Source organism: Dyella sp. (genome assembly GCF_035685805.1).
In the GTDB taxonomy this organism is placed as follows: domain Bacteria; phylum Pseudomonadota; class Gammaproteobacteria; order Xanthomonadales; family Rhodanobacteraceae; genus Dyella_A.
On record NZ_DASSAB010000041.1, the window covers coordinates 1 to 15,300 of the forward strand.

The following is a 15,300-nucleotide window of genomic DNA, read 5'->3' on the forward strand; positions in this document are numbered from 1 at the left end:
CATCGATGGCACCTACCAGCGCGTGGCCAAGGCGCTGTCCGATGCCGAGCCGACGCTGGAGCTGCAGAAGTACTGGAACGAGCGCTTCGTCTGGGCGCTGCGCCGCGGGGCGATCCCCGCCGGCCGCATCACCAGCAACGCCGGCGCGCTCGAGCACAAGCCCGCGACCAGCACGATCAACTGCACCGTCAGCGGCACCATCGAGGATTCGATGGACGGCATCCTCGACAAGGTCCACGAAGCGGGCCTGACGCTGAAGGCCGGCTGTGGCATCGGCTACGAGTTCTCGACCCTGCGTCCGCGCGGCGCGTTCGTCGCCGGCGCCGGCGCGTACACGTCGGGGCCGATGTCGTTCATGGATATCTACGACAAGATGTGTTTCACCGTGTCCTCGGCCGGTGGCCGCCGCGGTGCGCAGATGGGCACGTTCGACGTCTCGCATCCGGACGTGAAGGATTTCATCCGCGCCAAGCGCGAGGATGGGCGCCTGCGCCAGTTCAACCTCTCGCTGCTGATCACCGATGGCTTCATGGAGGCGGTCGCGCACGATGGCGACTGGCCCATGGTGTTCCCGATCAACATCAAGGAAGCCGCCGACCTCGACCTCGCCGATGCCACCAGCGTCGTCTGGCGCGAGTGGCCGACCCACAAGAACTACGTCAGCCGCGACGACGGCCTGGTCGCCTGCCGCATCTACGGCCACATCCGCGCGCGGCACCTGTGGGACATGATCATGGTCTCGACGTACGACTACGCCGAGCCGGGCTTCATCCTGATCGACCGCGTCAACGAGATGAACAACAACTGGTGGTGCGAGAACATCCGCGCGACCAATCCCTGTGGCGAGCAGCCGCTGCCGCCGTACGGCGCCTGCCTGCTCGGCTCGGTCAACCTCACCAAGTTCGTGCATAAGCCCTTCACCAGCGAGGCGACGTTCGACTGGGAGGAATACAAGGAAGTCGTGCGCGTGTTCACCCGCATGCTCGACAACGTGGTCGAGGTCAACGGCCTGCCGTTGCAGCAGCAGCGCGACGAGATCATGCGCAAGCGCCGCCATGGCATGGGCTTCCTCGGCCTGGGCAGCACGGTGACGATGCTGCAGATGAAGTACGGCTCGAAGGCGTCGTGCGAGTTCACCGAGCGCATCGCCCGCGAGATGGCCGTCGCCGGCTGGGAGATGGGCCTGGCGCTGGCGAAGGAAAAAGGCCCCGCGCCGATCATGGACGAGCGCTTCGAGGTCACCGCCGCGATGCTGCGCCTGCGCCCGGAAATGGTCCGCGACGGCTGGAAGCTGGGCCAGCAGATCGAGGGCAAGACCCTGCACGCGCGCTACTCGCGCTACATGCAGCGCGTCGCCGGGGTCGCGCCGGAACTGGTCGACGAACTGGCCGAGGTCGGCGCGCGCTTCACCCACCACAGCTCGATCGCGCCCACCGGCACGATCTCGCTGTCGCTGGCCAACAATGCCTCCAACGGCATCGAGCCCAGCTTTGCCCATCACTACTCGCGCAACGTGATCCGTGAGGGCAAGAAGTCCAAGGAAAAGGTGGAGGTGTACAGCTACGAGCTACTCGCCTACCGCGAGCTGATCAACGGCAAGGCCATGCCCTACGCCACCGAGGCCGACGCCAAGCTGCCCGACTACTTCGTGGCCGCCGACGACATCAGCCCGAAGGAGCACGTGGACATCCAGGCCGCGTCGCAGAAATGGATCGACTCGTCCATTTCCAAGACCGCCAACGTGCCCACCGACTACCCCTACGAAGACTTCAAGGACATCTACACCTACGCGTACAAACAGGGCCTCAAGGGCTGCACCACGTTCCGCTTCAACCCCGCCGCATTCCAGGGCGTGCTGGTGAAGGAAACCGACCTTGAGAACACCCTCTACCGCTTCGAATTGGAAGACGGTAGCGTTGTCGAACTGAAGGGCAACGAGCAGGTGGAATACGACGGTGAAATGCACACCGCCGCCAACCTCTTCGATGCCTTGAAGGAAGGCTATTACGGCAAGTTCTGAGCCCCCGGAAGAGGGCCGGCAACAGAGAGTTCTAGTCTTGCCCGCGGCGGCTGACCGCTGCGGGCGCACGGCAAGCACCAATAACAGTCGGAGGGGAACCCCAGCATGTCCATCGATACCGAAATGAACGATCCCGTGGTACCGCCGGCGGCCGATACGCCGCCCGTGTCCGAGCCGGGTGCGCCGGCCGTGACGCCCGCCGCACCGAAGAAGGCACCGGCGCGCAAGAAGCCGGCCAAGAAGGCCGCTGCCAAGAAGGCTGCACCCGCCGCTGCCGCACCCGCGGCACCGAAGAAAGCCGCGGCCAAGAAAACCGCCAAGAAGGCTGCCGTGAAGAAGGCCGCCCCGAAGAAGGCCGCCGCCAAGAAGACGGCGAAAAAGGCTGCCACCAAGAAGGCGGCACCGAAAAAAGCCGCGGCCAAGAAGGCTGCGCCGAAGAAGGCCGCTGCAAAGAAAGTCGCCAAGAAGGCCGCAGTGAAGAAGGCCGCCCCCAAGAAGGCGGCATCCAAGAAGGCCGCCCCGAAGAAGGCCGCCGCAAAGAAAGTCGCCAAGAAGGCCGCGCCGAAAAAGGCCGCTGCCAAGAAGGCGGTAAAGAAGGTCAGCAGCAAAAAGACGGCAAGCAAAGCCGCGCCCAAGAAGACGGCCAAGAAGGCCGCCGTGAAAAAGGCCGCCCCCAAGGCAGCCAAGAGGTCCACTGCCAGCAAGAAGGCGAGCGTGAAGGTGGCGAAGGCGAGCAAGCCCGTCGCCAAGAAGGCCGCCCGCAAGAAGTAAGTCGTCAACGCAGCCGGCCCGGCTCGCCGGGCCGGCTGTTTTTTCCCCCGGCGCACGCCTCGTGATGCGCGCATATGCCGAGGCCCCGCCTCCCGCCGCTCACCGGCCTCGCCCCGCCGTCATTCCCGCGAAAGCGGGAGTCCATTTGGTCTTCCACGACCCGAGTGGCTTCCCGCATTCGCAGGCAAACGAACCAACCGGCCGCTTCCGACGCGCCCCAGACAAAACGAGACACACCATGGCGATCAAGATCGAAAAGAAAATCAAGGGCTACGCCGTCGTCAAGCCCGAAGACAAGGCCGCGCCGGTCGCCGCTCCCGCTGCGACGCCCAAGGCCGCCAAGCCCGAGCCCAAGCAGGCCGAAGTCATCCAGATGCACGAGAGCGTCGAGCGCCCCGAGACGCTGGTCGGCTCCACCTTCAAGATCAAGTCGCCGCTGTTCGAGCACGCGCTGTACGTCACCATCAACGACATCGTGCTCAACCAGGGCACCCCGCACGAGCTGCGCCGCCCGTTCGAGATCTTCATCAACTCCAAGAACATGGACCACTTCCAGTGGATCGTGGCGCTCACCCGCATCATCTCCGCCGTGTTCCGCAAGGGCGGCGACGTCACCTTCCTGGCCGAGGAGATGAAGGCCGTGTTCGACCCCCGCGGCGGCTACTTCAAGTCCGGCGGCGTCTACATGCCCAGCATCGTCGCGGAGATCGGTGCGGTGATCGAGCAGCACATGAAGAACATCGGCCTCATCGTCGACCTGGAGATGGATGAGTCGACGCGCAAGTTGATTGCGGAGAAGCGTGCGGCCTACGAAAAAGCGAGCGCGCCGCAGACTGCGACTCCCTCTCCCGCCGGGGCGGGAGAGGGCCGGGGTGAGGGTGGCGATGCTTCTAGCACCAACGGCTTCCCGCCCGGCGCCACCTTGTGCGCCAAGTGCAACACCCAGGCGCTGGTGCTGATGGACGGGTGCCAGACGTGTTTGAACTGTGGGTATTCGAAGTGCGGGTGAGTTAATAGGGGCGGCCAACTGGCCGCTCTTTATCTATGGGGGAAACGATGAAAACGTCGACCTGCCGGAAAATACCAAACGCTTTAACCCTGGGCTGTCTTACTCAGGAGGACGTTGCATGAGTAGTCGCTTGGAAAGGCTGCAGGTTCGCCGCGTTGACCCTAGTATCAAGGGGAAGACTTGGGACCAAGCTGTAGCTATGGAAGCCTTCGCCCGGGTGGCCGACGACGACGCTATCAAGTACGCGATTGGAGCCATGCAACCGATCGATCCAGACTACACCAAGAACTGTTTTGTTGAAGGTGATAGGGTCAAAAATCAGCTCGATAAGGGTTTAAGTACTAGTGCGGAGTTCGCCTATCAAGGCTCAGTAACTAATGACACACATATCAAGGCCCATAGTGACATCGATCTTCTGACGCTACATTCAGCGTTTTCGACGGTGGAACGTCCGGGGGTTCCTGCCGGTCCTTACCAGGGGGATGTCTTTGCAGACCTCAAGTCCCTTCGATTGGACGCCACCACGGTGCTCAGGAAGGTCTTTCCGGAAGCCAACGTCGACGACGCTCCAGGCAAAGCGATAAGCCTTACTGGAGGCTCCCTACGCCGAAAGGTCGATGTCGTCATCGGGAATTGGTGGGACACCGTGGAGTATCAACAACTGGCGCTGCCGGATAACCGCGGAGTGAAAATTTTCGACTCGCGTACCGGGTCTCGGATTGAGAACAAGCCATTCCTCCATAACAACCGGGTCGCGACTCGGGATCAGAATTTAAATGGTTCTCTTCGAAAAGTAATTCGGCTCTTAAAATCGCTCCGTTACGACGCAGAAACTGAAGTGAAGATATCCAGCTACGACATTGCTGCGATTGGATATGCCATGCCGGACCATCTGCTTTCTGTGCCGCATGGGTTCGAACTGCGTCTAGTAGAAGCGTGCCAAACCTGGCTGCTACAGCTGGCGAGTGACAACGCGCTGCGCGAAAGGCTGGAGGTTCCGAACGGGATGCGACGAATCTTTGGGGCCGATGGGGCGTCTACGACGGGCCTCCATCAACTTTACAGGGAGGTCGCGGGTCTGATGGACGATATCAAACGCGGGCTGTCGAGGTCTTTCCGCAAGCTCGAGGAAGCCCGAGTTGTTTACTAGAAATGCGTTTTCCCCTCGGCGGACGCTGCAGCCGCACGTCACCGCTTCGAGCGACAAATCGCTTGCTCGTCACAGAGCGTAGCCGGTTAGGTTCCGCTCAACGGACACGCCGAATGGCGCCTAGCTGCTCCAGAGGGCCTTGCCGCGCGCCCGCCTCGCAACTAACGGTCAGAGCTCCTTTTCCGCGCGAAATGCCGCGCAGGTCGGTTCTTTCAAACGTTAAGTTGTGGCCTGGCGCACCGCATATCGTGAATGCAAACACTTAGGTACCTTCACGTCGACGCTTGTTAGCGCGAATCGCAACATGAGGAAAACAGGGGGAGATGCGCATGCCTGAGAAATTGTTTCGTGTGCTTACTCTCGATGGCGGGGGGGCCAAGGGCTTTTACACCTTGGGAATCTTGCGCGAGATCGAGGCGATGATTAGTTGCCCTCTCCACGAGCGCTTCGATCTGATCTTCGGCACAAGTACTGGCTCGATCATCACGGCGATGCTTGCTTTGGGAAAAAGCGTTCCGGAGATTATCGCGCTGTATCAGAAGCACGTGCCAACAGTCATGGAGAACAAGAGCGCAGCTTGCAGGTCTGCGGCACTCGCTGACCTGTCGGAAGCTATCTTTGGCGACGCCATGTTTGCTGACGTCAAGACGAGCGTAGGCATCGTGACCACCAAATGGGTCCTTGAGAAGCCGATGATTTTCAAGACGCATATTGGGCAGGCGCACGGCATGAAAGGATCATTCGTGCCAGGGTTCGGAGTGAAGGTCGGCGACGCAGTTCAGGCATCGTGCTCGGCCTATCCATACTTCAACCGCAAGACTGTCACTACCTCAAGCGGAGATAGCATTGAGCTAATTGATGGAGGTTTCTGCGCAAACAATCCAACGCTGTACGCGATCGCTGATGCGACGGTCGCTCTTGGAGTTCCCGCAGAAAACATCCGCGTCGTAAGCCTTGGGTGTGGAAACTATCCGCCCCCGCCGGTGAACTGGTGGACTGTGGATTACTGGAAACAGAAGACGCCCGGCGTTCAGCTTCTGCAAAAAACGCTTGAGATCAATACCCAGTCGATGGATCAACTTCGGGTCATCCTGTACAAGCATATTCAGACGGTCCGCATTAGCCAGTCGTTCTCAGAGCCAGCGATGGCGACGGACCTTTTCGAGCATGATTTGCAGAAACTGAATGTCCTCACGCAGCGTGGGGCACAGTCGTTTGCCGAGCACGAGCAGACGCTTCAGGCTTTTCTTCTCTAAAAGGGGGGCGGAATGCCAATTCCGGAATCACAGCTTGAAACCTGGTCGCACCAAGGGGCAATAGTTCAGTCGGCCCGGACATACGAGACAATCCAAAATGTGCTCAATGACAGCGGTTCGCCGTACAACGAATAACGGGGTCAGGTTCACTTAATTCGGGAGCCTCAGGGTCGGAGCGCACTTTTCGCAAAGTTGATTCCGATCCATGTCCTAGCCAAGGGGGAAGGCGTGGTCGTTGCACTTTTCAACCGTTACCGCGCAGATCGGCTGCATCGACAGGCTCAAGCTTGCTCGCGGGCGGGAGACGAGGATGCGGCACTCGCGCTCTACGCGAAGTGTGTGGTGCTCGATCCGGGCTATGCCGGCGCGTTCTACAACATGGGGTTGATCCACAAGTACCGGGGCGAGTGGGAGCAGTCCTTCGCGTCCAATGCCAGGGCGTATGAGCTTTCGCCTGGGGATGAAGCCAGCCGCTGGAACCTCGCCATCGCGGCGACAGCATTGCGTCGCTGGTCGGTGGCACGCCGCGCGTGGAGAGACAACGGGCTGGACGTGCCGGGCGGTGAGGGGCCGATCACGATGGATCTGGGGATGACGCCGGTTCGCCTCCACCCGGAAGGCAGTGGCGAGGTCGTCTGGGCGCAGCGCATCGATCCCGTACGCGCGAGGATCATCAGTATTCCCTTCCCGGAATCGGGTTTTCGTCTTGGCGACGTGGTACTGCACGACGGCGCGGCGGCAGGTGCCCGCGTCGTCGACGGTCGCGAGTACCCCGTGTTCAATGTGCTTGAGCTGTTCGAGTCGTCCGGCTCGTGCACCTACGTTCTGGAGCTTCGCGCTTCGACCGCCGATCGGGTAGCCTCGCTGGAGCGGGTGGCCAATGATGTGGGCATCACCATGGAGGACTGGACGGCGGACGTCCGCAGTCTGTGCCGGCAATGCAGCGAAGGTATCCCGCACGACACCCATGACCACTTGCCCGAGCCGACGTGGCAGGTCGAGCGAAGCATTGGCCTGGCAGCCGTGGATCGCTCGCAAATCGATGCGCTAGTTGAAGCATGCAGCACCATTGATGGGCTGGTTCTGGGACAGCTCACCTTGGCGGGGAAGTAGGGGGCGGAGCCAGATGCGGGGTCAGGTTCACTTACTCGGAGTCAAGAAGTGAACCTGACCCTCTTTCCTTGGCTCAATGGACCGGCAGCGGACTTACCCCTGGCCCTACGCCGGCCGCGCGCGCTACGCAGCTGTGCTCGCGTTCGAAAAAACAGGGGTCAGAGCGAAAAAAACAGGGGTCAGAGTGCACTTTTCTCGGGACGTGGCCAATTAAGCAAGCTTGTTAATTAAAGGGGGCGTGGCTAATTAAAGACAGCTGTCTCCGGCGAGTCGGGCCCTTGCAAGGCTTGATTGGCCGCGTCCGCATTCCCGAGGGAGGGTCGCATGACATCTAGCAGCGTTCGCCAGTGGATGATGCTTCCGGCTTTGGTCGCCTTGATCGCCTTGGCGGCATGCGCAACGGAAAAAACCTCCGATGGCCGGTTCGATACCCAGTGCAGGCCTCCTCCGGGGGGACAGGTCGGCCTCTGTCTGGTGTCGCTCTACAGGCTGATTGCCCGGCCGGAGCTCTATCACCAGAGGCGGGTTGAGATCACGGGCTACGTGGTCCACACGTTTGATCGCTACGTGATCTTTCCCTCGCGCGCGAGCTATGAGTCGAACATCTCGGGCGAGGGCATCGAGCTTTTGGGAGAGCTGGATATCGATCCCGGATTCGAGGGCGACATCAATGGCGGGCACAGCCCGGTCCGCGTTTCCGGCGTGTTTGATGCCCACTATGAGGGGCCGGGCCCTGTTCGACTGGGTGCCCTTACCCATGTCCGTGTTTACGAATACAGATTCATCCATGGGTAGATGCTTTCGTGGCTGTAGTTCCCATGGCTACAACGGGCGCAGTAAAGAAGGGAGGCATGAGCATGAAGAGAGGCATCTGTGCGACTGCGGGAGCTGTGTTGGTACTCACCTCGGTGGCGGCTACAGGCGCGCGTCACGCGTCTCGGCACAACGCATTGCCTTCGGCACCGACAGTCACTTGCTCGATCGTGATGGACGGGTGGTGCCTGGCGAACAGTCCCGCAGCAGTGTCGATGGTCGATCTCCCTTATCGGCGTTTGTGGTTGGTCACTTCACCGATCGGCATGCAGTGGGGGCCGCTGGTTGTTGTCTCAGACAAGACCTGCGGCGATCGGGGTAACGCCGATGTCTCGTTTGTCGGGGAGTCCGAGATCAAGGTCAGCGCAAGCGGCCGTATCAGACAGGCGGTCTTCAGGCTGGATAACGACGGATGCGAGCTGAAGTTCGAGTGGCCGGCGGGGGCCGCAGTTCCTTACAGCTACCAGGAATTCATGGTGTTCAACGTGTTCGTCATGCAGCCGGGGAGCAAAAAATACATCCCGCTCCACGTTTACTATGACAAGGCGCCTTGCCATGGCGTCTTCGTGAAGAAAGGATCCAACTGCGACTAGCGAAAAACAGGGGTGAAAAACTGGGGTCAGAGTGCACTTTTCTCGGGACGTGACCAATTGAGCAAGTTTGTCGCGCCTTTGAAGGACCGGGCCGGGGTGGGTCGCCGATACCTCGGCCAAGTTCATCTAGTCAACATTGACGCCAAATCGAGGGACGGACATGACGCCCATCATGAAGCTATTGCTCATAGCCATCTCCCTGCTTTCCGCAGGGGATCGATGGCTGGATAGCTTCGCGCCGGTTGACCCGTACGCGGCGCTCCCTGGCGCATGGGGCTGGGAGGGAACCAGTGACTGCACCGTGTCACCTCAGAAAATACGCTTCAGCGCGGATCGGAAGCAGATGATGCTCTCGCTCACTCCCACGGACGAACATGGCACGCGTGCCGCGCGCCGCGAAGTTACCTACGCGGTCCTTCGTGATCTCCCCAATGGTCTCCGCCTGGCGCTGGAGGGGGAAAGCCGGATGGATGCTGCTGGCAAGCCAGTGACGTGGGATCTGATACTTCGCGGCAGCAACGAGTTCTGTTGGCATCGGGGCGATTGGCCGGGCACGGGCTGCACCAAGTCAATGGATCGCTGCCCGGGAATCAACGGCTGACCGGATCAGGTGCGCTTCCCGGGCGCGAGTAATTTGGAGGCGTGGCTGATCAAGTTCAGCCGCTTGTCCAGCGGGTCCGGTGGGCGAAGCGTGGGGAAGGGCGCGACCTGGTGAGGAAGCCGAAACAGGGGCCAGGTCCGACTTGTACAAGCTGGAGATCCAATGACCTGGAAGCGCGTCCGGTCACAGGTCACACGTGTATCGGCGGCTGCCGCAACTCCGCGTGGTGGCTTGTTCGACGGGGATGTGCACCATGGCCAGTGGCGGCGTTTGGCTCCTTTCGGTAGCGGCATGCACGGTCCCGGTCGCGCCGCTGTTGCTTTGGCTGGTCAGGACGATGACCGAGCGACCGCCGGAGAGCCCGTCGCCAGTGATCATCGGCTGGCGGACCACGGTGCGTTCGGCCCTGCTCTATATCGTCGCGTTCAACCCGACCTTCTTCATTCAGGAGCTGCGCCTGGAACCATAACGGGTGGGGGCGCACAGGTGCAGCCGTCGCCTCGTTGATGAACAGCTCGCCACGCCTGCGCCGAACGTGCTTCGTTCGCACGAGAAACTTCACGAGGGTCGAACGCCCCGGCGCCTACAACGGTCGTGCCGCAATCGCGGCACCCCACCCCGAACAACGATGAGAGGTAGCGTCATGGACAAGAACCGCACCGAAGGTACGAAGCACGAGGTCAAGGGCGCAGTGAAAGAGGCGACCGGCAAGGTGACTGGCGACCGCTCGAAGGAGCTGGGCGGAAACATCGAGAAGAACGCCGGAAAGGTTCAGAAGGAGGCCGGCAAGGCCGCCGACCACGTGCGCGAGGACTCCCGCAAGCATCACTGAGGCCACTGAAGTGATGCACACGCACCCACGGCCGGGTCCCTTGGATCCGGCCGTTTGCATTTGCCGTGATAGCGGCGGACTGGCATCAGGTGTGGCTGTGATCTGCGCGAGCCGCCATGCCGTACGCGCCGCGTCAGCCCCCCGCTGCGCCGCTTCATTTGCCCGCCCGCGCCTCCGGGCTGTCTCCTGCCATGAGCAGGCGAACCCATTGCCAGCCGAAACCCCGGCTCGAGCCGGTATGCGACATGCGACAGCGGACCGAGCCGCTCATGTCGCCTGTCCGCTAGACCGCGGCCCCGAACGCTGCGGCTGCCCCGGCCGGCCTCTCACCACAAGGTGCTGACGCCCATGACTGACGACACCTCGTTGCAAGCGCGCGCCGAGGCGGCGCCCTGGCTGCGCTGGGGTGCGCGCGTGGGCATCGTGGCGGAGGGCGCGATCTATGTGTTGATCGGAGGGCTCGCGCTCGCAGGCGCGTTCGATCCGTCGCAGCGCCCGAAGGGCTCTGCCGGCGCCATGTCACAGCTTGCCCACATGCCGATGGGCCGAGTCCTGTTGGGATTGCTGGCACTGGGGCTGTGCGCGTACGTGTTCTGGCAGCTGGTGCTGGCGGTGATCGATCCGGAGTGCCGGGAGCATCGCTGGGAGTGGAAGCGCATCGCGCTACGCTTCCATCATTTGTGGAGTGCCGCGCTGCACTGCGTGCTGGTCGGCATGGCGGCCTGGCAGATCCTAGAAGCAGGCCGCGCGCAAGACGATGGACATACCCAGCGCCAACTCGCGGCGACCGCCCTGCGGCTTCCCGGTGGACGCTGGCTGCTGGCGGGCATCGGAGTTGGCATCGTGGGTTTCGCACTGGCGCAGTGGGTCGCCGCTTGCCGACCGCAGCAGCAGACGCGGATGGAGCTGGCCCACACGCCGCTGCGCCGACCGATCCTCACGCTGCTGGCGCTCGGGTATTTTGCGCGTGGCGCGCTGTTCGGGCTGATCGGCGCGTTTCTGCTCCACGCCGCCTGGCAGCACGACCCCAGCGAAGTCACCGGGATTTCCGGGGCGCTGCAGTCGCTGCGCCGTCAACCCTACGGACCGTGGTTGCTGGGGATCGTGGCAATCGGGTTGATCGGCTTCGGACTGGCGGAGATGGCGCGTGCGCGCTATCGCGACATGCGGGTCGGGGAAAAGGGTGACGACTAGCGCTTCTCCTGGCCAGGGCACGATGTGCGTGGCGCGGCGGGCAGGCAGCTGCATCTGGGGCCGGCTCTTGCGAGGCATCCGTGGACGGATGGCGGCCTGCACCGCGCCGCGGCGCTCACTGGTGAGCGGCGATGTACTGCTCCGGATCCTTGTTGGTGGATTCGACACCCGCGTAGTGACGGGCTTCGAAGGTGAGGAAATCCACCGCCAGCGCATGCCGCAGTTCCAGCGCGGCGTGTCGGCGGAAGTCGGTCAGCGCCTCGCGCTCTTCCTCGCCCATGTGGTCGCTGTTGGCCCGGTTGGCGGCGGCTACTGCCTTGTACCAGTCTGGTGAGCCCACGCGGTGTTTGGCGACATCGGCGACGGCGTCGCGGATGTCGTTGTGGTCGCCGATCGCATCGTCGGTCTCGGCCGCCGCGTCGGGTTTTTCGCCGGCGCCCTGGCCCAGCTTGAGCAGCGCCGGGTAGAAGAATTTCTCCTCGGCCAGGGCGTGCACTTCGAGGAATGTCGCCAGGCGCTGCCACAGAGCGGACAGGGCGTCGGCGTTGTCCGGGTCGATCTGCTCCAGCAGTGCAAAGCGACGCCGCTGCTCGGCGTGGTCATCGAGGATCAAGCGTGTGATATCCATGGAAATGGAACCTCCTGCATGGGTTGGGGGCGGCGGTGCAAGACGGCGAAACCGCGCTCGTGGCGGATGGCCGGGTGCAGGTTCGGCTGCGCACCGGGGCGGAAAAAAGGGAGAGGGATCGGGCGGATTGCGCCGACCCTGCCGACGCCGCCCGGCTCGTTTGGGCCGCGTCGGCCGTCGCCGCTGGGACTAGTCCTGCGCCTGCAGGATCTTCTCGATCTCTTCCAGCGGCGTGTTGGTGAGCGTCTTGGCCAGCTCCCCGCACAGCCGCTTGCTGGTCTCCACGTGCAGCTGCGGGCGCATCTCGCCCAGCGTGGTGGGGTCGGCCACCAGGAACAGGTGCTCGTACTGGTGCTTCAATGCGGCGGCGTTGAGGCGGTTGGCGAGCTGCTTGGCAAACGTCGCCTCCTCGGTCTGGTCTGGCGTCGCCTCGGGTGGACGCTGGCCCGACGGCCCCTGACCCTGTTCGTCGTCCATGTCCGGCTCGATCAGGTCCGATTGCTTCAACTGCAGGTGGTTCTGCTTGCCCACGTTCTGGAACAGGCGGGCATGGGTGCCGTCGGCGACGACGATCCACGCGTCGGCTGGAATCTTGTGCATCTGCTTCTCCTTCGAGTCGACGTGGCGCAACGAGCTATCGCGCCAACAAGCCGACACTAGCGGGCGGGGCGTGATGAACTCGCCAGCGCGGGGCGAGGCGGCCGGCGGCCAGCCCCGGCGACCCTCGGCACCCTCAGCGGTTGGAGCGCATCGGCACTGCGCTGCTGTGCTCGTCGCGCGGCACCTGCGGGTGCGTCCGGCCCAGCGTGATGTTCTTGCTGGCACGCACCTCGCGGTTGGCAAAGGTCCAGATTTCGCCCGTGGCGGTGATGAAAACGGTCCAGTAAAGATCGGACTCCGGGCCGTAGTCGATCAGCACGTGGGCAAAGCCTTCGCCCTTGGGCGTGCACAACGGAAGGGGTGGGTTGAGCTGCAGCATGGGGCACCTTCCCGACGGCAGGGGCATGAAGAGCGCAAGGTTGCGCCCGCTGCACGTGAAAGCAGCGCGCAGGCGGAACGTGGGGGGGCTCGAGGCAAGCGCATCATGCGGCACGTCGGTGACGGCACCGGCGGGCAAAACGCGGACGCGATGTGCCGCCGCACCAGCTGCGGAATGGCTAGGGTCAAGGTGCCTGTGAACCCGCCGCGCGCCCGCCTTCGCCGTCGGTCCCGAGCGGCCTGACCACGATCAGCGGAGGGCTCGTGCCCGTTCCGGTATTGCCGCGGCGTCGATCCCGGGGCTCCCTGTGCTGAGCGTCCGCACGATCAGCACCGCCACCAGCGGGACGCTGACGGCGTAGATGTACTGGGTCCGGGCCACGCCGATGTGAAACGGAAACCAGATTCCGGGGACGCCCCACGGATCGAGCAGCGCGAAGCCGAACAGCGTTGCCAGGACTGACGCCAGCGTGACCAGTGCCAGCAGACGCATGGGTCCTTGGCGCACGATACGCGCCACGATCGCCACGAACAGGGCCAGCGAGCCCCAGCGGCTGATGTCCGTCCATACCGCCCGATCGGCCAGGGCGCCGGCGACGCCGGCGAGGCCCAGTGCGAGCGCCATGGCATCGATGCTGCGCCACGCGGGCTGGCACCAGCGGTTCCACGCCAGCACCCAGGTCGTCATGATCGGCACCCACATCACCGCTGCCAGCCACACATAGGTGCTCAGGCTCTGCACGTCGGTCCATGAAACGATGGCGTTGTTCAGCCGCCTCGCTGCCGTGAGCGCAAGTGCGACCACGGCCCACAGCACGAAGCCCCGGCGGCGGCTGCGCGAGCCCAGCACCAGTGCCAGGCCCGCCACCGCCAGCATGGCGGCCGGTTCAACCGCGTCGAGGATGTATCCGGCGACGGTCCGCTGCCACTGTGCACGGTGCAGGGTGTCGCTCGCAGGCCGCGGCGAGAGGATCGGCGCGGCATGCAGCCCGCCACCTTCGGCGCTGGCGTCGCCTGGAAGCATGTACGTGCGGATGGCGAGCACGCCACGATGACCGGCTGCATCGTCCGGCAAGGCGAACTGCAGGGGCCGTGTGCCGACCAGGCGCGGATGGACGCCGAGCCGGCCGGAACCGCCGAGCAGCTGGCCGTTCCAGTACAGCTCGTAGCCGTCCTCGACGAGCGTGGGGCCCAGCAGGTCCCACGATGCGTGTTTGGCGGGCACCGTCACCGCGCGCCGGTACCAGGCGTAGCCGTGAAGGTCCGGATGGCCGTGAGCCATCCAACCGCCAACGTAATCCGGCAGCCCGACATCGCCGTCATGGCTCCCCGGCGGAGCGGTCAGGTCGATGGTCTCCCACCGGCTGTCGTCCCATCCGGGCGCGGCCCAGCGCGGGTCGTCGCCGGCCTGGAAACGCCAGGCGCCATCGAGCAGAACGGAAGCGGCGCGCTGCGGTGCGGGATCGGGGCGGCCCCCGATGGCGATGACCACGGTCATGAGCACCGTCGTGAGCAGCGCCACAACGCAGATGCCCAACGTGAGCCTGCGCTGCGTGTTGTCGAACGTCGCTGCCGGACGGGCGTGGGACTGGTGCATCATGCGGAGGCTCCCCTGGTTGATGTCCGGCAGGAGGCTACCATTCAACATCGCTTAGACGGTAATCATCTTGGCTCGAAACAACACCCCGAAGCTCATGTCGCACGCACACTCGCCGGTAATTCCGCGGCCGGTTGACGCCGTGCGGCTGGACGGCGGGCGCTTGTGCCTGGACTTCGTCAACACGATCCACGACCGCTACGCCGCGGAGCAGGAGGATTACCTGGGAGACCCGAAGCGGTTCATCGCGTGGAGCGGGCGCGCCGGCGCGCTGCTGCCCGCAGACGGGGTTTCCGAGCCCCGGGCAGCGCCCCGGCGGGCCGCGTTGATGGAGGAGGTGGCGGCCTTGCGCGGGCACCTGCATGAACTGTTTGCGGCGCGGATCGACGAGCGAGCGCCGCGCCCGGACGCAGTACGCGGGCTCGATCACTGGCTGCACCAGGCATGGACCAACCAGACCCTGGGCATCGACGGCAAGATGCATTGGCGCACCGGCAAGAGCGACCCGCAGCGCGCGCTGCAGCGCATCGCGCTGGATGCGCTGGACCTGCTTGGCGATCCGGCCCCGTCACGGCTGCGCCGCTGCGCGAACACCACCTCGTGCGGATGGCTGTTCCTCGATGTCAGCAAGAACGGTCGTCGCCGTTGGTGCGCCATGGAGACCTGCGGAACAGCCGAAAAGATGCAGCGCTACCGGCGAGGTTGAGAGGGTCGGTGCGCCTGCCGTTGCTCCTGCGCCTTCGCC

The 15,300-nt window shown here is 63.7% G+C and carries 17 protein-coding genes; 13 read left to right on the forward strand and 4 right to left on the reverse strand.

The features are described from left to right. The 12 genes from VFG40_RS11655 to VFG40_RS11710 all read left to right on the forward strand — a co-directional run. A partial coding sequence (locus VFG40_RS11655) for an adenosylcobalamin-dependent ribonucleoside-diphosphate reductase (RefSeq protein WP_324897592.1) occupies positions 1-2,020 on the forward strand: 2,020 nt, incomplete at its 5' end. 105 nt (positions 2,021-2,125) lie between these two features. Continuing rightward, on the forward strand, positions 2,126-2,791 hold the full coding sequence (locus VFG40_RS11660) for a hypothetical protein (RefSeq protein WP_324897593.1): 666 nt from the start codon (positions 2,126-2,128) through the stop codon (positions 2,789-2,791). A gap of 238 nt (positions 2,792-3,029) precedes the next feature. After that, positions 3,030-3,800 (forward strand): TSCPD domain-containing protein, encoded by a 771-nt coding sequence (locus VFG40_RS11665; protein WP_324897595.1) that lies wholly within the window; start codon positions 3,030-3,032, stop codon positions 3,798-3,800. 118 nt (positions 3,801-3,918) lie between these two features. Continuing rightward, the gene (locus VFG40_RS11670) at positions 3,919-4,950 is read left to right on the forward strand and encodes a nucleotidyltransferase-like protein (protein ID WP_324897597.1); all 1,032 of its coding nucleotides are present in this window, start codon (positions 3,919-3,921) and stop codon (positions 4,948-4,950) included. A gap of 329 nt (positions 4,951-5,279) precedes the next feature. After that, entirely contained in the window at positions 5,280-6,206 is a 927-nt protein-coding gene (locus VFG40_RS11675) for an anti-phage phospholipase (protein ID WP_324897599.1), read from the forward strand. A 228-nt stretch (positions 6,207-6,434) separates the two neighbouring features. Further along, positions 6,435-7,319, forward strand: a complete 885-nt coding sequence (locus VFG40_RS11680) for a tetratricopeptide repeat protein (protein WP_324897601.1) — start codon at positions 6,435-6,437, stop codon at positions 7,317-7,319. Positions 7,320-7,643: 324 nt separating this feature from the next. Further along, complete coding sequence (locus tag VFG40_RS11685; protein WP_324897603.1) at positions 7,644-8,114, forward strand: hypothetical protein; 471 nt, start codon at positions 7,644-7,646, stop codon at positions 8,112-8,114. A 62-nt stretch (positions 8,115-8,176) separates the two neighbouring features. Beyond that, a complete protein-coding gene (locus VFG40_RS11690; RefSeq protein WP_324897605.1) occupies positions 8,177-8,725 on the forward strand; it encodes a VOC family protein in 549 nt (182 codons plus the stop codon). A gap of 160 nt (positions 8,726-8,885) precedes the next feature. Further along, on the forward strand, positions 8,886-9,326 hold the full coding sequence (locus VFG40_RS11695) for a hypothetical protein (protein WP_324897607.1): 441 nt from the start codon (positions 8,886-8,888) through the stop codon (positions 9,324-9,326). Between the two features lie 253 nt (positions 9,327-9,579). Further along, the gene (locus VFG40_RS11700) at positions 9,580-9,795 is read left to right on the forward strand and encodes a hypothetical protein (protein ID WP_324897609.1); all 216 of its coding nucleotides are present in this window, start codon (positions 9,580-9,582) and stop codon (positions 9,793-9,795) included. 174 nt (positions 9,796-9,969) lie between these two features. Beyond that, positions 9,970-10,158, forward strand: a complete 189-nt coding sequence (locus VFG40_RS11705; RefSeq protein WP_324897611.1) for a CsbD family protein — start codon at positions 9,970-9,972, stop codon at positions 10,156-10,158. Positions 10,159-10,506: 348 nt separating this feature from the next. Beyond that, positions 10,507-11,352 carry a DUF1206 domain-containing protein gene (locus tag VFG40_RS11710; RefSeq protein WP_324897613.1) on the forward strand — a complete coding sequence of 282 codons (846 nt, stop codon included), beginning with the start codon at positions 10,507-10,509 and terminating at the stop codon, positions 11,350-11,352. Between the two features lie 115 nt (positions 11,353-11,467). On the opposite strand, the gene VFG40_RS11715 is transcribed toward VFG40_RS11710, so the two are convergent. The 4 genes from VFG40_RS11715 to VFG40_RS11730 all read right to left on the reverse strand — a co-directional run bounded on the left by VFG40_RS11715 (position 11,468) and on the right by VFG40_RS11730 (position 14,558). Further along, positions 11,468-11,980 carry a hemerythrin domain-containing protein gene (locus tag VFG40_RS11715; protein WP_324897615.1) on the reverse strand — a complete coding sequence of 171 codons (513 nt, stop codon included), beginning with the start codon at positions 11,978-11,980 and terminating at the stop codon, positions 11,468-11,470. 189 nt (positions 11,981-12,169) lie between these two features. Continuing rightward, positions 12,170-12,580: a host attachment family protein gene (locus VFG40_RS11720; RefSeq protein WP_324897617.1), complete on the reverse strand. Its 411-nt coding sequence runs from the start codon at positions 12,578-12,580 to the stop codon at positions 12,170-12,172. Between the two features lie 133 nt (positions 12,581-12,713). Next, complete coding sequence (locus VFG40_RS11725; RefSeq protein ID WP_324897619.1) at positions 12,714-12,959, reverse strand: hypothetical protein; 246 nt, start codon at positions 12,957-12,959, stop codon at positions 12,714-12,716. A 249-nt stretch (positions 12,960-13,208) separates the two neighbouring features. After that, positions 13,209-14,558 (reverse strand): glycoside hydrolase family 2, encoded by a 1,350-nt coding sequence (locus VFG40_RS11730; RefSeq protein ID WP_324897621.1) that lies wholly within the window; start codon positions 14,556-14,558, stop codon positions 13,209-13,211. A 94-nt stretch (positions 14,559-14,652) separates the two neighbouring features. Between VFG40_RS11730 and VFG40_RS11735 the strand changes: the two genes are divergently transcribed. After that, a complete protein-coding gene (locus tag VFG40_RS11735) occupies positions 14,653-15,261 on the forward strand; it encodes a CGNR zinc finger domain-containing protein (protein ID WP_324897623.1) in 609 nt (202 codons plus the stop codon). The last annotated feature ends 39 nt before the right edge of the window (positions 15,262-15,300 follow it).